Raw genomic sequence first — 16671 nt, forward strand, 5'->3', positions numbered from 1 at the left:
TCGCCCGATCCGGGCTCCCCTCAGGAGTCCTGTGCGTGCCCCACCTGCTCAGCCTCGAGATGCCCCCTGCCGCTGCGGCGGCCGAAACCGAACAGATAAGCAGCATCGAGCAGGCCGAGGGTGTTGGTCAGCAACAACGTCACGAACCAGGGCTTGCTGTCGTTCTTGGCGGCCCGCCACAGCGACGCGCCTTTCCAGGCGAGGCTCCACGCGAGGGCGGCGACGACCAGGGGACCTGTGGATCGCGGCATCCTATGCATTCCGTGGGGCGCTTCCTTGAGAGCTCTCATGCGCACCTCCGTCCGTCACGTCCGGCCGAGCTCGTCGCGGCGTCGGGTGTACTCGTCGTGGTCGATCTCGCCCCGGGCGTACCGGCGGTCGAGGATCTCGCGGGCAGTCGGCTCGCGCGGGGGCGTCTCGGATCCCGCAGTCGGCACGGGGCGTCGCGCCAGGGTGAGGATCAGGACGACGGCTGCCCCGGCGACGACGACCAGAGCCAGGACCACCCAGAGCACCCACCAGAGACCGCCTGCGCCCATCATCCATCCGTACATTCGAACTCCTTCGTCATCCCTAACGATGGGCCGGGGCGCGGATGCGGGAGCAGGTCTTTCGTCCCGTGCACGGCGGACCGATAGCGTCGGTAGTCGTCAAGGGGGGAATGCATGTCGGTAGAGGTCAGACATCTGCGGAAGGACTACGGGAGCCTGACGGCGGTCAAGGATCTGTCGTTCACGGTGCCGTCGGGGTCGCTGTTCGCATTCCTCGGGTCGAATGGGGCGGGGAAGAGCACCACGATCGGCTGCATCACCACGACGCTGATGCCGACGTCGGGGGAGATCCGCGTCGACGGTCACGACGTGGTGAAGGACGCGCACGCGGTCCGCGGGGTGATCGGAGCGGTCTTCCAGACCTCGCTCCTCGATCCGCTCCTGACCGTGAGGGAGAACCTCGCCGTCCGCGCGGGCTTCTACGGACTGCGGCGCCGGGAGGCCGCGGCCCGCGTCGGGACGCTGGCGGAGCTCGTCGGACTCGGATCGTTCCTCGACCGCCGGTACGGCCGGCTCTCCGGGGGCCAGAAGCGCCGGGCGGACATCGCGCGGGCGTTGATGCACGATCCGTCCGTGGTGTTCCTCGACGAGCCGACCGCGGGACTCGATCCGCAGTCGCGGGAGCACATCTGGACGGCGATCGAGCAGCTGCGCACGACGCGCGGCGCCACCGTCTTCCTCACGACGCACTACCTGGAGGAGACCGAGCGCGCCAGCAGCGTCTGCATCATCGAGAAGGGCGAGATCGTCGCCGAGGGCACGCCCGCCGAGCTGCGGGCCACCTACAGCTCCAGCGTGTTGACGGTCCGCTCCTCGCAGCCGGCCGTCGTCGTCGAGGAGTGCCGGCGTCGCGGGCTGGATCCGACCGTCGACACCGACGGGATACGGATCCCCGTGCCGTCGTCCTCCGTGGCCCGCGAACTGCTCGCCCTCCTTCCGGTGAACGACTTCGAGTTCCGGCACGGGACGATGGATGACGTCTTCCTCGCGGTAACGGGAGGCGAGGTCGCATGAGGTCGATCACCCTGCTGACCGGCCGCAACCTGCGGCTGTTCTTCCGCGACCGAGCGGGAGTGTTCTTCTCCCTGCTCTCCGCCCTCATCCTCATCGGGCTGTACGCGCTGTTCCTCGGCAACCTGCAGGTCCAGAACCTCACCGAACGGCTGCCGGGCGCCAGCGACTCGGACATCCACTGGTTCGTGAACGCGTGGGTGTTCGCCGGCATCACCATGATCACGACGCTGACGACGGCGCTCGCCGCCCTCGCGGTGTTCGTCGACGACCGGGCCTCCGGCCGGTTCAGCGACTTCATCGTGTCCCCGATCCGCCGGTGGCAGCTGATCCTCGGCTACCTCGCCGCGAGCTTCATCGTGTCGGTCGTCATGTCGATCGTCATCCTGATCGTCGGCCAGCTGTATCTGGTCACGCAGGGCGATCCGCTCCTGTCGGTCGGGGAGCTGGCGCAGGTCCTCGGCTACATCGCCCTCTCCAGCGCGGCGTTCGCGGCGCTGGCCAGCTTCGCCGTCACGTTCCTGACGAGCGCGGGCGCTTTCGCCGCGCTGTCCACCGTGGTCGGGACGCTCATCGGCTTCCTCGCCGGCGCCTATATCCCCGCCGGGACCCTGCCCGCGGGAGTGGTCAACGTCATGAACGCGCTGCCGTTCGCGCAGTCGGCGATGCTCATCCGTCAGCCCTACACCGCCGGCGCCCTGGATGCCGTCGCCGGCGGACAGCCGCAGGCCGTCTCGGCGATGTCCGAGTTCTACGGCATCACCGCGTCCGTCGGCGGCACGGAGATCACCGTCGGGATCGCGGTCACGGTCCTGGTGGGCGTGCTCGTCGTGTTCGCCGCGCTCGGCACGTGGCGGCTGTCGCGCACGATCCGGTAGTCGAGGGGCGTCATGTCAGAGCCTCCCTCGGCACGTCGCCCGCCCCTACGGTGGATGATGCCAGTACACGTCGTTTTCTATCCCGGGAGTGGTGGTCATGTCCGACTGGACGAAGGAAGAACTCAACGAGCTTTCGCGCGCCTACGAGGTGCGCGTCGCCGGCCGCCGTCAGGACGGATCGGCGCGGCCGCTCGTGATCGTCTGGCACGTCGTCGTCGACGGCGTGCTGTACCTCCGTTCGGTGCGCGGCCCCGAGGGCAAGTGGTATCAGGGCGTCACGCGATACGGCGAGGGATTCCTCAACTGGGGCGGACAGACCCGCGAGGTCACCTACACGCACGACGACTCGCGCGATGGCGCGATCGATGTCGCGTACTCCGCGAAGTACGGCAATGGATCGCCGACGCGCGCCATCACCAACGCGCTCGCCACCGAGACGACGCTGCGGGTCGACCCGCGCTGAGTCCGGGCGCGGACATCCCAGGGAAGTCATCAACGGCCGACCTACGTTGGCCGTTGTGAAGCAGGATCCCGATGTCGAGCGGATCGCGCTGGCGGACGGGCGGATGCTGGCCTACCGCACGTACGGCGAGCACCGTTCCGGTGACGTCGTCGTCAACTGCCACGGCGGGCTCATGGACGGCCGCGACGTGTCGCTGGCCGACGCCGCGGCACGCGCTCTCGGGCTCCGCGTCCTCTCGCCCGATCGGCCGGGCGTCGGCAGCAGCTCGCCGCGCCCGGGGCGCACCATCCTCGACTGGGCGGGCGACGTCGAGCAGCTCGTGGACCGGCTCGGGATCCCGCGGTTCCGGGCGATGGGGTGGTCGGAGGGCGGGCAGTACGCGCTGGCCCTCGCCCACCGGCTAGCCGATCGGGTCGACGGTGTCGCCGTCATCGCGGGCGCTCTGCCCCTCGACGACAGCACGCGGTTCGGCGAGCTGAACGCGGTCGACCGGCGGCTCGCGACGCTCGCCGCGCACCGGCCCACCCTCGCTCGCCTCTACCTCGGCACCACGCACGCGTTCGCCCGACTCTCGCCGGGCGCGACGGCGGGCGTTTCCGCCCGGGCCCTGGATCCTTCCGATGCCGCCGTCGTGCGCGCGAACCGGCGGTGGTTCGCGCGAAGCCTCGAGGGCGCCCTAGCGAATCGTCCCGGGGCGATCGAGGAGTACCGCGCGTTCGTCAAGCCCTGGGGCTTCGCGCCCGAGGACATCCGCATCCCGGCGCACGTCTATCAGGGCGGCGCCGACCGGCTCATCCCGGCCAGCTGGGGCGAGGAGCTCGCGTCGCGGTTGCCCGTCGCGAATCTGCACCGGTATCCCGACGAGGGGCATTTCATCGCGGTGACGCGGCGCGACGAGGTCCTGGCGGATCTCTACATCACCGCGCCGAGGTAGCTGTACTTCACGAACACCTCGGACGCGAAGCCGGCCTCCTCGAGGACCCCCTGGACCGCCGTCAGCATGTACCGCGAGTCCCAGCCCAGGTAGAGGTGATGCCGCGCGTCGAGCGCCTCCCACTGCCCGTTCCACGCCCGCGCCTCGTAGACCGGACCCCCGCGACCCGCGCTGTAGGCGAGGACGGCGTCACGCCGCTCGGCCCACAGGCGCGCGAACACGCGGTGGAAGAGGTGTCGGACGTCCTTCACCTCCCAGTGCTCGCCGCGGTACTCGACGTAGTCCCATTCGCGCTCCCACCCGTACGGCCACCCACGACGCTTGACCGCGTCGAGGATCGGGGTGAGGTCGTCGTCGTCGATCCCGCCGGATCCGGGCCGCGGCCACACGCGAACGACGGTGTCGGACAGGCGGACCGTGCGCGCGGAGATCGCGGCGGTGCTCCAGGCCTCCGTCTCGGCGAGCTCGCTCGACAGAGGGATGCCGCTCGCGGCATACGCGTCGCGCTTGTCCGGGAAGGGGCGATCGAACACGCGCTCCGCGAGCCGGTCCTCGAGCAGCGTGAGGTTGCCGAGCGTGGGGGCGAGCGCACGGAGGCTATTCTGCTCGTCCTCGGTGTACGCGCTCCAGGGACGGATGCCGTCCCCGGTCCACGCGTCGCCGGGGGCGAGCGGCGCGACGTGCTCGACCGCGAGGTCGGCGAGCGAGGGGACTCCGGCGAGCCGACCCAGGACATAGGCGGCATGGGGGAGCGGGCCGAACTTCAGCGCGACGCGGATCCGCTCGTCCGAAGGCGTGATGCGTGCGATCGCCCGGACCAGGGCATCCGGACCGTCCTCTCTCGCGCGGCAGAGCCGGGCGACGAGCCGGTCGGTAGGGGTGCCTACGATCGAGCGGCGCAGGAGCATCGACTGCACGTGTTCCAGCGTCTGCGCGAGCTCGTCGTGAGTGCCGCCGCCGCCCTGCGCGTCGCGGTAGAGGCGCAGGAGCAGGGGGAACGTCGCGCGGCCGAACGTGCCGACGTAGCCGAGGTGCCGTCCGATCTCCGCGTCGGGGGCGTGCGCGGGCTCGAGCAGCACGCGATAGATCTCCGAGTACGTCTTCCACTCCGCGGCATCCCGGCGGAGGGCCGCGAGGTCGAGCCGCGGGAACACCTGCCGGAACGTGTCGTAGACGCCCCGCCCGTCCGCGACGGCGACTTCGCGACCGGTCCGCATGACGAGGTAGTGCCGCCAGAACTGGCCGATCGCCTCGCCGGTGTTCTCCTCGATCGGGATCCAGAACTCGTCCTCGATCTCGCGCTGCTCCGCGTGCGTGAGGCCCATGAGCACGTAGTTGTGGATGAGCTCGTGGTCGCGCAGCGGCTCGCCGGTGGAGTTGAGGCTCTCGAAGATCTGTTGCGCGTTCGCTCCGGCTCCGAGCGTGATCGCGACGTGCTCGAGCTTCTGCAGGCCGCGCCAGATCCGCGGCGCCTCGTCCGCTCCGATGCGGCTGCGGAAGAACGCGTAGTTGTCGTCGAACCGCGACGTGCGCCCGTCCCGGTCCTGCCGGCGGTCGAGCACGACGCTCTCGAACGCGTCGGCCCAGGCGCGGTGCGGGCGGAGCTTCGTGCGCCCGCCGCCGCCCGCGTGGACGAGGAGGCGCTCGAGCTCGGCCGCGATCTCCGGATGCTCCTCACGGACGGCGTGCTGAAGGGCGGCCGCGAGCAGCATGACGGTCGTGATGCGCTGCTGGCCGTCGATGAGGACGAGCTCCGCGGCATCCCCGTGGCCGCTCACGCTGGAGAGGATCGATCCGATGAAGTGCATGTGCCGGTCGTCGGCGTCCGCGACGGCGCGGACGTCGGCCAGGAGCTGCTCGCAGCCGGCGATGTCCCAGCGATACTGGCGCTGGTAGACGGGGACGACGATCGTCGCCTCGGATGCCGACAGCCAGCCCACCGTGTTGACGGCCGTCGCGTCGACGTTCGTCGCCGTCGCCTCCGTGGGTACGCTCATCCCGCCCGCCTTCCGATCGCCGCCGGCGAGTCTAACCGACCGTCGATCGCTCCCGGCGGGGACACCGGGAGCCCTCGAAAGCCCGAAGTAGTCTTGCCTCAGTCGGGCCTGTTAAAACGTGCTGGCCCCCTACGAAAGGCATGACTCGCTCATGGCATACATCACCTCCGCGGCGCTCGAGGAGACCGGCTTCGTCGTCCTCGACCGCTACGACCAGGCGCTCGACCCGAAGGAATGGCTCGACATCGAGTACAACGACTGGAAGTCGTCGGGCGACACCCGCTTCGCTCCGCTCGCGAGCGCGTTCGGCGAGATCGAGTGCAACGGGTTCTGGAACCACAAGCCGCCGCGTACCGACAAGGACGGCGTGTGGATCGACTCCCAGGTCGCGAAGGCGCCGAACCTGACGCGCCGCGCGCAGGAGCCGGGGGCGAACGTCGGCCGTTGCCGGGTCATCGAGCTGCAGCCCACCCCCTACGGCGAGTGCCTCTACAACCTGCACCAGGACGACAACAACCGCCTCAACCCAGACGGCACCGGCTGGGTCGTGCGCGGCTTCTTCAACCTGACCGACGACGCGGACAGCTTCTTCGTCCTGCGCGAGAACCGCACCGACCCGCAAGGCGAGGTGCGCATCGCGCTGCCCGCCGGCGCGCAGCTCATCATCGACACGCAGCGGCTCTGGCACGCGGCTACGCACCGTGGCACCGACCCCCGGTACTGCCTGATCACGTCCTGGACCTCGGGCCCCGAGCTCGACGCATACATCGAGAAGTACCACGGCACGCCGTACGCGGAGTCGGTGGAGCTGTCCCAGGCCGAGCTCGACGCCGGCCAGGCTGAGCAGGCCCGCAAGGACGCCGCGCGCGCGGCGTACTACGCAGCGAAGGGCCAGGCTGAGAAGGTCGCGATGAGCGAGGCCTGACCGCGCTCAGCCGCAGACGTAGAGCTCGCCGCTCGCCGAGGGGGCGTTCGCGTCGACGGCGCAGTTCTGCTGGACCCAGGACTGGATCTGATCGGATGTCGACGATCCCGTGCCGCCGCCGAAGCCGAGGCCGCCGCCCTGTCGGGGCGTGCTGCCCATGAGGACCTCGTGCAGTCGGCCCGACTGCACGAGGTCCTCGAATTCGGCGAGGGTCGGCGCGGGGTCCTGGCCGTCGAACCCGCCGATGGGGAGCACGGCATCGCCGCCGGACGCGAGGATGAGCGGCGCGGCGGTCTGCGCGCCAAACACGGCCACGAGGTATTCCGCGCCGCTGCGGTGCTGGCGGAGGTACGAGATCAGCTCGGTCGAGGCCGAGGTGGATCCGAACCCGCCGGCGGCGAAGCCGCCCGGTCCGCCCGGACCCCGGCCCGTCGTCGGACGGCCCGGCGCGGATCCGTCCGTGCCGGGACGTCCCTGCGGGGCGGCCTGGCCGGCCCCCGGACGTCCGGGCGCGCCCGCGCGGGCCGGGCCCGCGCCGAACCCGCCCGCGCCGCCGATGTCGGGGACGCCGCCGGCGACCGGGTTGGTCGCGCTGGGGTGCGCGACGGTCACGACCGACCAGGTCGCCGGGGTCAGCAGCACCCCGACCACCGCGAGCGCCGCGACCCACGGGGTCGTGCGCGCGCGCCGCTTCTCCCAGACGAACAGGCCCACGGCGGCCGCGGCGGCGACCGCCTGCGCGATCGCGACCGGCACGGAGTAGCCGCCGGACGCGAAGCCGATGCCGAGCGCGGTGATCGCCGCCGCGGCGACGAGCGCGGCCTGCGCCCACACCACGCCGAGCCGCCGCGCGTGCGCGAAGGCGGTCGCCAGCGCGAGCCCCATCGGCACGGCGAGGGCCGCCGTGTAGAACTGGTGCATCCCGCCGACGACCGAGAACATGGCCGCGAACGTCAGGAACCAGACGCCGAGCAGGACCGTGATCGTGCGCCGGAACCGCAGGACCGCCAGCACGACGATCGCCACGAGCGTCGCCGGGACGAGCCACGCGATCTGCCCCGCGAGCTCGGTGTTGAACAGCCGGAAGACGCCGGGGCTCCCCGAGAACGGGGGAGTGAAGGACCGGTAGGCCGACGTGTCCGACGTCGCGCCGAAGCGGCCGAGGCCGTTGTATCCGAACACCATCTCCCACGCACTGTTGCCGAGCGTGCTGCCGATGTACGGGCGGGCCGAGGCCGGCACGAGCGAGACGATCACGATCCACACGACGGACGTCGCGAGGCTGATCACGCCCGCGACCGCGAGATGCCAGATCCTGCGGAGAAGCGGCTGGGCCGTGAGCAGGTACGCGATCGCGAGCGCGGGCCACACCGCCCACGCCTCGAGCATGTACATCTGGAACGACAACGCGACGAAGAGTCCCGCCGTGACCAGCCAGCCGAGGCTGCGGCGGTCCAGGGCGCGGACGGCGGCCCACGCGGTGAGGGCGAGCCCGAGCACGAAGAACGATTCCGGCTGATTGGAGCGCGACACCGCGATGAGGATGGGCGTGGTCGCGACGACCGTGCCCGCGACGAGTCCCGCCGTCGTGCCGGCGAGGCGCCGCGCGGTGACCGCGACGAGGAGCGTCGCGCCGACGGCGGCGAGGGCGTTCGGGAGGATGACGGCCCAGGTCGAGAACCCGAACACCTTCACGAACAGGGCGGGGATCCAGAACGAGCCGGGGATCTTGTCGAGCGTGACGGTGCCCGCGGGATCGAGCGCGCCGAAGAAGAAGTTCGGCCAGCTCTTGCTCATCGACAGGGCGATGGCGGCGTAGTAGTCGGACTGCGAGCCGGTGGCGATCGCCCAGGTCGTCAGGAGGAGCGTCGCGAGGGTGAGCAGGAGGATCCCGATCGTCCAGCCGTGCCGCAGGCGGGGCACGAGGGTCGCGGCGGGCGGAGCAGCGGGCAGCGGCGGTCGGTCGGCGAGGGCGGTCACAGAAGCGAGGCTAAGGGGGCTCCCGGAGGAGGCCATAGGGCGGTGCTATGGAACGGCTATGCCGGGTCAGACCTCGGTGCTGTCTCCCGGATCGAGGGGGAGGAACGATCCGCCGTCCTGCTCGACGGCCCACTGCAGTCGGGCGCGGTGCATCGCCAGGCCCGTCGGCGACACGGTCATGTCGTGCGTGCCGAACGCGCGCCGGGGTGCGGTGGCCAGGACGAAGTCCATCGCCTCGCCGATCTTCAGCCACGGCGCGGCGATCGGCGCGGCCAGGAGGTCGACCAGGACGCCCTCCGGGACGGCGTACGAGTCGCCCGGGTAGTAGAACGCGTCGTCGACGAGCACGCCCACGTTCTGGACGATCGGGATGCTGGAGTGGATCTCCGCGTGCCGGCCGCCGAAGAACCGCAGGGAGAACGGGCCGACCACGAGCTCGTCGCCGGGCTTCACCACGGTGACGTCGTACGTGGCGGCCGCGTTGGCGACGCCCTCCGGCGCGAAGATCGGGATGCCCGGGTTCGCGGCGAGGAGCCGGTCGAGCTGCTCGGGGGTCCAGTGGTCGGGATGCTCGTGCGTGAGCACGACGCCGACGACGTCGTCCGCGGGCACCGGCCGCGTGAAGGTCCCGGGGTCGATCACGAGGGCGGCCCCGTCCTTCTCCAGGCGCAGGGCGGCGTGCTCGAACTTCGTGACTCGCATGCTCCGAGTCAACCCCGCGCCGACCGCCTCGGCAACTCGACGGTGATTTGGCCGGGCCTCTCGGGGCATGGCATAATCGAACGGTTGCCTATTCGGCCCCATCGTATAGCGGCCTAGTACGCCGCCCTCTCACGGCGGTAACGCGGGTTCGAATCCCGCTGGGGTCACCAGCGACACGAAGCCCCCTCCTCGGAGGGGGCTTCGTTCATTCCGCGGTGTCGTCGCCCGCGCGGACGCGGTCGACGACACGGAGGATCTGGATCGACACGAGGTCGGGCTGCTCCTGGTGCACGTCGTGCCCGCTGTCGGTCCGGGTGATGTGGATCGATCCCTCCACGAGGGAGGCCAGCCCGGCCTGCCCTTCCGCGGAGGCGTGGTCGATGACGTATCCGAAGTCGGCCGGCACGTCCGGGGGCAGGGTGCCCGCGTCGTGCATCTGACGCAGGATCGGCCCCCAGGGCCGGTCGGCGGACAGGACGACGAGCGGCATCTGGCGCAGGGGCGGCGCCGCGAGCACCTGATCGAAGCTCGTGTCGAAGTCGATGCGCTCGATGTCGGGGTACTCCGCGAGCGAGTCGCGCAGATCGCCGCTCAGGAGCTCGAGCTGGATCCGCCACTGCGCGGGGGTCTCGGCCGCGCGGAGACCGGTCGAGGTCGCGTCGACGAAGACGAGGCCGTCGACGTCGTCCGGGTGTCTCGCGGCGTAGAGGAGGCCGGCGAGGCCGCCGGCCGAGTGCGCGGCGATGACCGTCGGTCCCGTCTCGCCGGCCGCGACCAGCAGCGCGGCCAGGTCGTCCGCCATCGCGGCGGCCGTCGTCGGCTGCGGCGCCGGGTCGCTGCGGCTGAACCCGTTCCCGACGGGCGTGCCCGGCCGGTCATACGCGCACACGCGCGTGTGCTGCGCGATCTGCGCGAAGACCGGCGGGGACGAGACCCCCGCCGCGACCATCGACCATTCCTGCGCGGAGCCGCGCTGTCCGGAGATCAGGACGACCCGCGGTGAGCCGGAACCCGCGCACTCGAGGTACATCTTCCGCCCGCCGGGGATCTCGACAGTGCGGGCGATCGAGGGCGACGCGTCGATCGGGGCCGCGACCGTGCACCCGGACAGCACCAGTGCCGCCGCGAGCCCGCAGGCGACCGCCGCGATCCGTCGTCTCATGGACCCCTCCGCGGCCACGCTACGAGCCCTGCCGCCGGGGGACAAGCGCTGCCCCTGCCCCTGTCGCCGCCGCGTCGCGCGCCCTAGCATGACTCGTGTCTGCTCGGCTGGCGAGCGGTGGGGGAGGTACGACGATGTGCCGTTGGCTGGCTTACGCGGGGGAGCCCCTGGTTCCCTCCACGCTCCTCCTCGATCCGCAGCATTCGGTCGTGGCGATGTCGCTCAACTCGCCGCTGGGCGCCGAGACGGTCAACGGGGACGGTTTCGGGTTCGGGTGGTATGCGGAGGATGCGGCGGCAGGAGCGGCGCCGTTCGTCTTCCGCAGCACCGAGCCCGCCTGGAATGACGTCAACCTACGGGAGATCAGCCGCTCGCTGCGGAGTCCCCTGTTCTTCGCCCACATCAGGGCGGCGGCCGCGCCACCGATCCAGCAGACGAACTGCCACCCGTTCCGCCACGACAACTGGCTCTTCATGCACAACGGCGCGATCGCCGGCTTCTCGAGGATCAAGCGGGACCTGGTCCTCGACGTCGACCCGGAGCTGTACCCCACCATCCAGGGCACCACCGACAGCGAGGTGCTCTTCCACCTCGCCCTCACGATGGGCCTCACCGACGACCCCGTGCGGGCGATGGGCGACGCGATCCGCCGCGTGGAGGCGGCGGGTCAGGCCGTCGACATCCCCTTCCCCATGCAGGGCACGATCGCCGTCTCGGATGGGCACACGCTCTGGGCGTTCCGGTACTCCACGCAGGGGCGCACGCGGACGCTGTTCCACTCCACCGACATCCCGACACTGCGTCACATGTACCCGGACGCCGAGCGGCTGTCGGCGTTCGGCGACCATGCGCAGGTCGTCGTCTCGGAGCCGCTGAACGACCTCCCCGGGGCGTTCGTCGAGGTGGGCGAGTCCACCGTCGTGATCCTCGACGGGACGGGCTACCGGCACCAGCCGTTCCTCGCCGCCTGAGTTCGCTGCACGCTGCCCGCCGCCCGCGACCGATAGACTCGGCTCAGCGAGGGGGAGTATCCCGACTCGCGCGTCCCGTCATCACGACCGTCATCGGCTCCGGGCGCGCGCCGCGGAAGCGGGGGAGAGACTTTCGGACTTTGTCGTCCCGTCCGAAAGGCCCCCAAATGGGTTTCGAGATCCCTGTCTGGTTCGAGGTCACCGCACTGATCGTGCTGGTTCTGATCCTCGTCGGCGATCTGCTCCTCATCCTCCGGCGTCCGCACATCCCCTCCATGCGGGAGGCGTCGCTGTGGGTCGTGTTCTACGTCGTGCTCGCGCTCGTCTTCGCCGTGGTGCTCCTCCTGGTGACCGGGAGCACCACCGCGATGGGGGAGTTCGTCGCCGGCTGGCTGACGGAGTACAGCCTGTCGATCGACAACCTGTTCGTGTTCGTGCTGCTCATGAGCCAGTTCTCGGTGCCGCGCCGGTATCAGCAGGAAGTGCTGATGGTCGGCATCATCATCGCCCTCGTCCTGCGGGCGGCCTTCATCCTGCTGGGCGCAGCCCTCATCGAGAACTTCAGCTGGATCTTCTACGTGTTCGGCGCGTTCCTCGTCTACACGGCCTGGCGGCAGGCGTTCCCCGGCAAGCAGCACGAGGACGCCGAACGAGAGACGGGGATCGTCCGCTTCCTCCGGCGGTTCATCAACATCACCGACCACTACGACGGGTCGAAGCTCCGCACGATCGTGGGTGGCACGAAACTGTGGACGCCGATGATCCTCGTGTTCGTGGCGATCGGCTTCACCGACCTCATCTTCGCGATCGACTCGATCCCCGCGATCTTCGGCATCACGCAGAGCCCTTTCATCGTGTTCACCGCGAACCTGTTCGCCCTCATGGGACTGCGGCAGCTGTATTTCCTGCTCGGTGGCTTGCTCGATCGGCTCAAGTACCTCCACTACGGGATCGCGTTCATCCTCGCCTTCATCGGCGTGAAGCTCGTCTTCCACGCGCTGCATGAGAACGAGCTGCCCTTCATCAACGGCGGACACCCCGTCGAGTGGGCCCCGGACATCTCCACCGGCCTGTCGCTCGCCGTGATCGTGGTGGCGATGGTCGTCGCGACGGGCGCGAGCCTCCTGTCCTCCCGCCGCGATCGCGCGAAGCAGGTCCCCGCCCCCGCCACGCCGCCCCCACCCGCGTAACGAGCGGAGGAGATGGGACGAGCGGAGGATCCCCGGGCCCGCGCGAGCCCTCCCTTCCTCACATCTCCTCCGCTCGTCACGCGCCGGGCGGGGGTCGGACGCGCGGCGGAGGAGCGGATGGCAACGGTCGCGGCTCCTCCCCAGGCCTCGTGGTGGCCTGCGCTTTCCCCATGCAAGGGGTCGGAGTGCGGGGATGCGGCAGGCGATAGGGACGCTGGTGCCATGGAGAACGACCGTGTCGCCGAGGGAGTGCGCGCCCGCGGAGGGGTGGCGCGAGCCGCGGAGCTCGTGCGATCCGGTCTGTCGCAGCGGGCCATCGCGGCCGCGGTCTCGGCGGATGCGGTTCGACGTGTCCGCCGTGTCTGGCTCGTCCTCCCGGACGCCGATCCGTATCTCGTCGCCGCAGCGACGCACGGGGTGGTCCTGACCTGTGTAACGCAGGCCCGGCGTCTCGGACTCTGGGTGCTCGCCGATGGGCTGCCGCACGTCGCGGCGCCCGCGCATACGGGTCGCGTCCACCTCGCATACGGGCGGGTGCACTGGAGTGCACCGCTCGTGCCCCGGCATCCGCACGCGCTGGAGGATCCGATCGAGAACGTCCTCGCGGTGGTCGCGACCTGCCAGCCGCTCGAGTCGGCGCTCGCGGTCTGGGAGTCCGCGATGAGGCAGGGTCTCGCGGACCGGCAGGCGCTGGAGCGTCTGCCGCTGCCGGGGCGTGCCCGCGTTGTCCTCGCGCGCGCCGAACCGTACGTCGATTCCGGGCTCGAGACGCTCGTGAGAACCCGGCTGCGCTGGCTGGGGCTGCGGATCCTGTCGCAGACCTGGATCGCCGGCCACCGCGTGGACTTCCTCGTCGGGGAGCGGCTCGTGCTCCAGGTCGACGGCAGTCATCACGTGGGTTCGCAGCGCACGAGCGACATCGCCCATGACGCCGAGCTGATGCTGCTCGGCGATCACGTCATCCGGGTGAGCTACCAGCAGGTCATCGACGACTGGCCCGCCGTCCAGGATCGGATCCAGCGAGCCGTCGCCCAGGGGCTCCACCGCGCGTCATGAGCGGAGGAGATGGGACGAGGGGAGGACCCGTGGCCGCCATCCCCTCCTCCCTTCCTCACATCTCCTCCGCTCGTTGCGGCGCGAGGAGGGGGTGGGGTGGCGGGGAGGGGGTGGGGTCGCGGGAGGGGCTAGAAGGCGTGGAGGTTGGCCTTCAGGCCGCCGTCGACGTACTCGGAGCGGAGGATGCCGCGGCGGCGGAGGATCGGCACGAGCTCGCCGAGCGTGCGATGCACGGCGACCGGGTGCAGGTCGCCCCACAGCAATACGCCGTCGTTGCCCCAGTCGCCGAGCTCCTGGATCCGGTCGGCGAGCTCGTCGGCGGTGCCGACGAAGCCGCTGCCGTCGCGGAGCCGGCCGAGGCGCGCGTGCGCCGCGAGGATCGTGCGCAGAGGCGTCGCGGCATCGTGCGCGCCGACGAGCCGGCGGATGCTGCCCTCCGAGACGTGCTCGCCGAAGATCGCGGTGTCGAGCGGGCGGTCGAGGTCGACCGCGGTGAGGTCGGTCTCGAGGTCGCTGGACTGGCGCTCCGCGATCCAGCGGAGGGCGGCGTCGTCCGGGTGCGCGGACGCGGCGACGACCCGGTCGGCCTCCTCGGGCGACGACACGAGGACGGGCTGGATCGCGAAGAGGATGCGGATGTCCGACGGTGCGCGGCCCGAGGCCGCGGCCGCCGCATGGATCTTCGCGCGGTACGCGGTGATGCTCTCGCGATCGAGCGGGGCGAGGGCGAGCTGTACGTCGGAGTTGGCCCCGGCGAACGCGAGGCCGCGGCCGGATCCGCCGGGCGACACGATCGCGGGGTCGCCCTCGGTGAACGGGATGGCGTTGAGCGGGCCGTCGAACGCGAAGTGTGCGCCGCGGTGCGGCACGGCGTGCAGCTTGTCGCCGTCCGCGTACCGGCCGCGCGCCGGGTCGGCGATGAGGGCGTCGTCGTCCCAGCTGCGCCACAGGTCCTGGATGCCGCGGAGCCACTCCTCGGCCCGGTCGTACGCGGCGTCGTGGCCGAGCTGCGGCGCATCGCCGAAGTGGCGCGCGCTGCCGGTGTCGGTCACGACGTTGAGGCCCAGTCGGTGTCCGCTGAGGTGCTGCAGGGTCGCGAACTGCCGCGCCGCCGTGTAGGGGAGGTACGCGGCGGGGTTCACGGTCGGCGCGATCCCGAGATGGCGGGTCGCGTCGAAGAGGTAGGGCGCGAGCAGCAGCGGGTCGTGCTTGGGTCCGCCGAAGGCCTGGCGGACGCGCAGGTCGATCGTCTCGGCCGATCCGAGCGAGGGGGCGTCCTCGATGATCAGCAGGTCGAAGCCGGCCTGCTCCAGCACGCGCGCGGACTCCTGGTAGAGACGCGGCTCGGTCCAGCGGTAGTTCCAGTCGAGGTACGGGTGGCCCCATCCCTGCGGGCCGAACCCGCGCGCGAGGAACCAGCCGAAGTGCTGGAGTCGGCTCACGCCGGCACCGTGTCCGTGAGCCCCTCCGCCTGTCCGTCGATCGGAGAGCCGCCGATCGCGGCTGCGGCCGTGGCGCGCAGCGCGCTGTCGAGGTCCTGCAGGAGGTCGTCGAGGTCCTCGATCCCGATCGAGACGCGGAGCGTGCCGGGCTGCACGCCCTGCAGGTCCTTCTCGTCGTCGGTGCGGAACGCGTGGCTCGTCGTGCCGGGGTGGAGGACGAGCGAGCGGACGTCGCCGAGGTGCGTCATGTGCGTGAAGACGCGCACCGACTCGACGAAGGCGCGCGCCGCCTCCAGGCCGCCGCGCAGCGTGAACTGGAAGACCGACCCGTTGCCGCGCGGGAGGTAGCGCTCGGCGAGCGCGTGATCGCGGTGCGAGGGCAGACCGATGTAGTCGACCGACGCGACCTCGGGCCGTGCCTCGAGCCAGCGCGCGACCTCGAGCGCGTTCGCCGACTGCTGCCGGACCCGCAGGCTGAGGGTCTCGACGCCCTGGCCGATGAAGAAGGCGTTCAGCGGCGAGATCGTGGGGCCGAAGCGCGGTGCGACGCTCTCCCGGATATAGGCGATACGAGCGAGGCCCCCGTGCTGCTCGGCGAAGCTCGGTCCGCCGGTGCGGGTCCGCGCGACCAGGTGCGGGAATAGGGCGCCCGACCGCTCGGCATCGAAGCGGCCGTCGTCGATGATGACACCGCCGAGCACCGAGCCCTGGCCGGCGAGGAACTTGCTGGCCGAGTGCACGACGATGGCGGCGCCGTGCTCGAGCGGACGCAGGAGGTAGGGGGTCGCGAGCGTGTTGTCGACCACGAGCGGGATGCCGTGCTCGTCGGCGATCGCGGCGATCGCGGCGATGTCGACGAGGTCGTTGCGCGCGTTCGCGATCGACTCGGTGAACAGCACGCGGGTGGTCGGCCGGATGGCGCGACGCCAGGCATCCGGATCGTCGATGTCGCCCACGAAGTCCGTCGTGATGCCGAAGCGCGACAGGCTGTCGAGGAGGAAGCCGCGCGTGCCCTCGTAGATGTGGTTGGAGACGACGAGGTGGTCGCCGGCGGACAGGAGCCCGAGCAACGTGATCGCGACCGCGGCCTGGCCGCTCGCGACGAGCTGCGCCTGCACCCCGGACTCGAGCGATGCCAGCTTGCGCTCCACGGCCTCGATCGTGGGGTTGCCGGTGCGGGTGTAGCCGAAGCCGTCGCCGGTGCCGAAGTGGTTCGCGGCGCCGTCGAAGTCCCCGAAGCGGAAGCCCGCCGTGAGGTGGATCGGCAGGGCGCGCGGCGACGCGTCGATCGCGTCGGCACCCACGTGCACCTGACGCGTGCTGAATCCGTCCTCACCGAACACGGACATCGGTTTCCTCTCACTCGCTCTCGCGCTCACGGAGCGCACCCCTCAGGATCGCACGCGCGG

At 70.9% G+C, this 16671-nt stretch carries 16 protein-coding genes and 1 tRNA gene; 9 read left to right on the plus strand and 8 right to left on the minus strand.

The genetic code is table 11. From position 1 onward, the window contains the following. Positions 1–20: 20 nt before the first annotated feature. Both ABCS02_RS23020 and ABCS02_RS23025 read right to left on the minus strand, forming a co-directional pair. Complete coding sequence (locus tag ABCS02_RS23020; RefSeq protein WP_345838036.1) at positions 21–290, minus strand: DUF5652 family protein; 270 nt, start codon at positions 288–290, stop codon at positions 21–23. Positions 291–305: 15 nt separating this feature from the next. Beyond that, on the minus strand, positions 306–554 hold the full coding sequence (locus tag ABCS02_RS23025; RefSeq protein WP_345838037.1) for an SHOCT domain-containing protein: 249 nt from the start codon (positions 552–554) through the stop codon (positions 306–308). A 111-nt stretch (positions 555–665) separates the two neighbouring features. Between ABCS02_RS23025 and ABCS02_RS23030 the strand changes: the two genes are divergently transcribed. The 4 genes from ABCS02_RS23030 to ABCS02_RS23045 all read left to right on the plus strand — a co-directional run bounded on the left by ABCS02_RS23030 (position 666) and on the right by ABCS02_RS23045 (position 3837). Beyond that, on the plus strand, positions 666–1565 hold the full coding sequence (locus tag ABCS02_RS23030; RefSeq protein ID WP_345838038.1) for an ABC transporter ATP-binding protein: 900 nt from the start codon (positions 666–668) through the stop codon (positions 1563–1565). After that, a complete protein-coding gene (locus ABCS02_RS23035) occupies positions 1562–2440 on the plus strand; it encodes an ABC transporter permease (protein WP_345838039.1) in 879 nt (292 codons plus the stop codon). The genes ABCS02_RS23030 and ABCS02_RS23035 overlap by 4 nt, the downstream gene beginning before the upstream one ends. Positions 2441–2537: 97 nt before the next feature. Beyond that, entirely contained in the window at positions 2538–2903 is a 366-nt protein-coding gene (locus ABCS02_RS23040) for a DUF2255 family protein (protein WP_345838040.1), read from the plus strand. A gap of 55 nt (positions 2904–2958) precedes the next feature. Continuing rightward, positions 2959–3837 carry an alpha/beta hydrolase gene (locus ABCS02_RS23045; RefSeq protein WP_345838041.1) on the plus strand — a complete coding sequence of 293 codons (879 nt, stop codon included), beginning with the start codon at positions 2959–2961 and terminating at the stop codon, positions 3835–3837. Here ABCS02_RS23045 and ABCS02_RS23050 read toward each other — a convergent pair. After that, entirely contained in the window at positions 3816–5834 is a 2019-nt protein-coding gene (locus ABCS02_RS23050) for a DUF262 domain-containing protein (protein ID WP_345838042.1), read from the minus strand. The genes ABCS02_RS23045 and ABCS02_RS23050 overlap by 22 nt on opposite strands. Before the next feature lie 151 nt (positions 5835–5985). Between ABCS02_RS23050 and ABCS02_RS23055 the strand changes: the two genes are divergently transcribed. Next, a complete protein-coding gene (locus ABCS02_RS23055) occupies positions 5986–6759 on the plus strand; it encodes a hypothetical protein (RefSeq protein ID WP_345838043.1) in 774 nt (257 codons plus the stop codon). 6 nt (positions 6760–6765) lie between these two features. On the opposite strand, the gene ABCS02_RS23060 is transcribed toward ABCS02_RS23055, so the two are convergent. Together ABCS02_RS23060 and ABCS02_RS23065 are read right to left on the minus strand one after the other, a co-directional pair. After that, positions 6766–8739, minus strand: coding sequence for a glycosyltransferase family 39 protein (locus tag ABCS02_RS23060; protein WP_345838044.1), 1974 nt, complete (start codon positions 8737–8739; stop codon positions 6766–6768). A gap of 66 nt (positions 8740–8805) precedes the next feature. Further along, positions 8806–9441 (minus strand): MBL fold metallo-hydrolase, encoded by a 636-nt coding sequence (locus tag ABCS02_RS23065; protein ID WP_345838045.1) that lies wholly within the window; start codon positions 9439–9441, stop codon positions 8806–8808. Between the two features lie 94 nt (positions 9442–9535). Here ABCS02_RS23065 and ABCS02_RS23070 point away from each other — a divergent pair. Continuing rightward, positions 9536–9611 (plus strand) — tRNA-Glu (locus ABCS02_RS23070). A gap of 35 nt (positions 9612–9646) precedes the next feature. Here the strand turns inward: ABCS02_RS23070 and ABCS02_RS23075 are convergent. Next, entirely contained in the window at positions 9647–10603 is a 957-nt protein-coding gene (locus tag ABCS02_RS23075; protein WP_345838046.1) for an alpha/beta hydrolase, read from the minus strand. Between the two features lie 215 nt (positions 10604–10818). Between ABCS02_RS23075 and ABCS02_RS23080 the strand changes: the two genes are divergently transcribed. From ABCS02_RS23080 to ABCS02_RS23090, 3 genes are all read left to right on the plus strand, one after another. Further along, positions 10819–11574: a class II glutamine amidotransferase gene (locus ABCS02_RS23080; RefSeq protein ID WP_345838590.1), complete on the plus strand. Its 756-nt coding sequence runs from the start codon at positions 10819–10821 to the stop codon at positions 11572–11574. A 167-nt stretch (positions 11575–11741) separates the two neighbouring features. Further along, positions 11742–12764 carry a TerC/Alx family metal homeostasis membrane protein gene (locus tag ABCS02_RS23085; RefSeq protein WP_345838047.1) on the plus strand — a complete coding sequence of 341 codons (1023 nt, stop codon included), beginning with the start codon at positions 11742–11744 and terminating at the stop codon, positions 12762–12764. Between the two features lie 222 nt (positions 12765–12986). After that, positions 12987–13820 (plus strand): DUF559 domain-containing protein, encoded by an 834-nt coding sequence (locus tag ABCS02_RS23090; RefSeq protein WP_345838048.1) that lies wholly within the window; start codon positions 12987–12989, stop codon positions 13818–13820. Between the two features lie 128 nt (positions 13821–13948). On the opposite strand, the gene ABCS02_RS23095 is transcribed toward ABCS02_RS23090, so the two are convergent. Both ABCS02_RS23095 and ABCS02_RS23100 read right to left on the minus strand, forming a co-directional pair. Next, positions 13949–15262, minus strand: coding sequence for an LLM class flavin-dependent oxidoreductase (locus tag ABCS02_RS23095; RefSeq protein WP_345838049.1), 1314 nt, complete (start codon positions 15260–15262; stop codon positions 13949–13951). After that, positions 15259–16611 (minus strand): PLP-dependent transferase, encoded by a 1353-nt coding sequence (locus tag ABCS02_RS23100; RefSeq protein WP_345838050.1) that lies wholly within the window; start codon positions 16609–16611, stop codon positions 15259–15261. Before ABCS02_RS23100 ends, ABCS02_RS23095 begins: the two co-directional genes overlap by 4 nt. Positions 16612–16671 lie beyond the last annotated feature (60 nt).

This window comes from Microbacterium sp. X-17, from assembly GCF_039615055.1.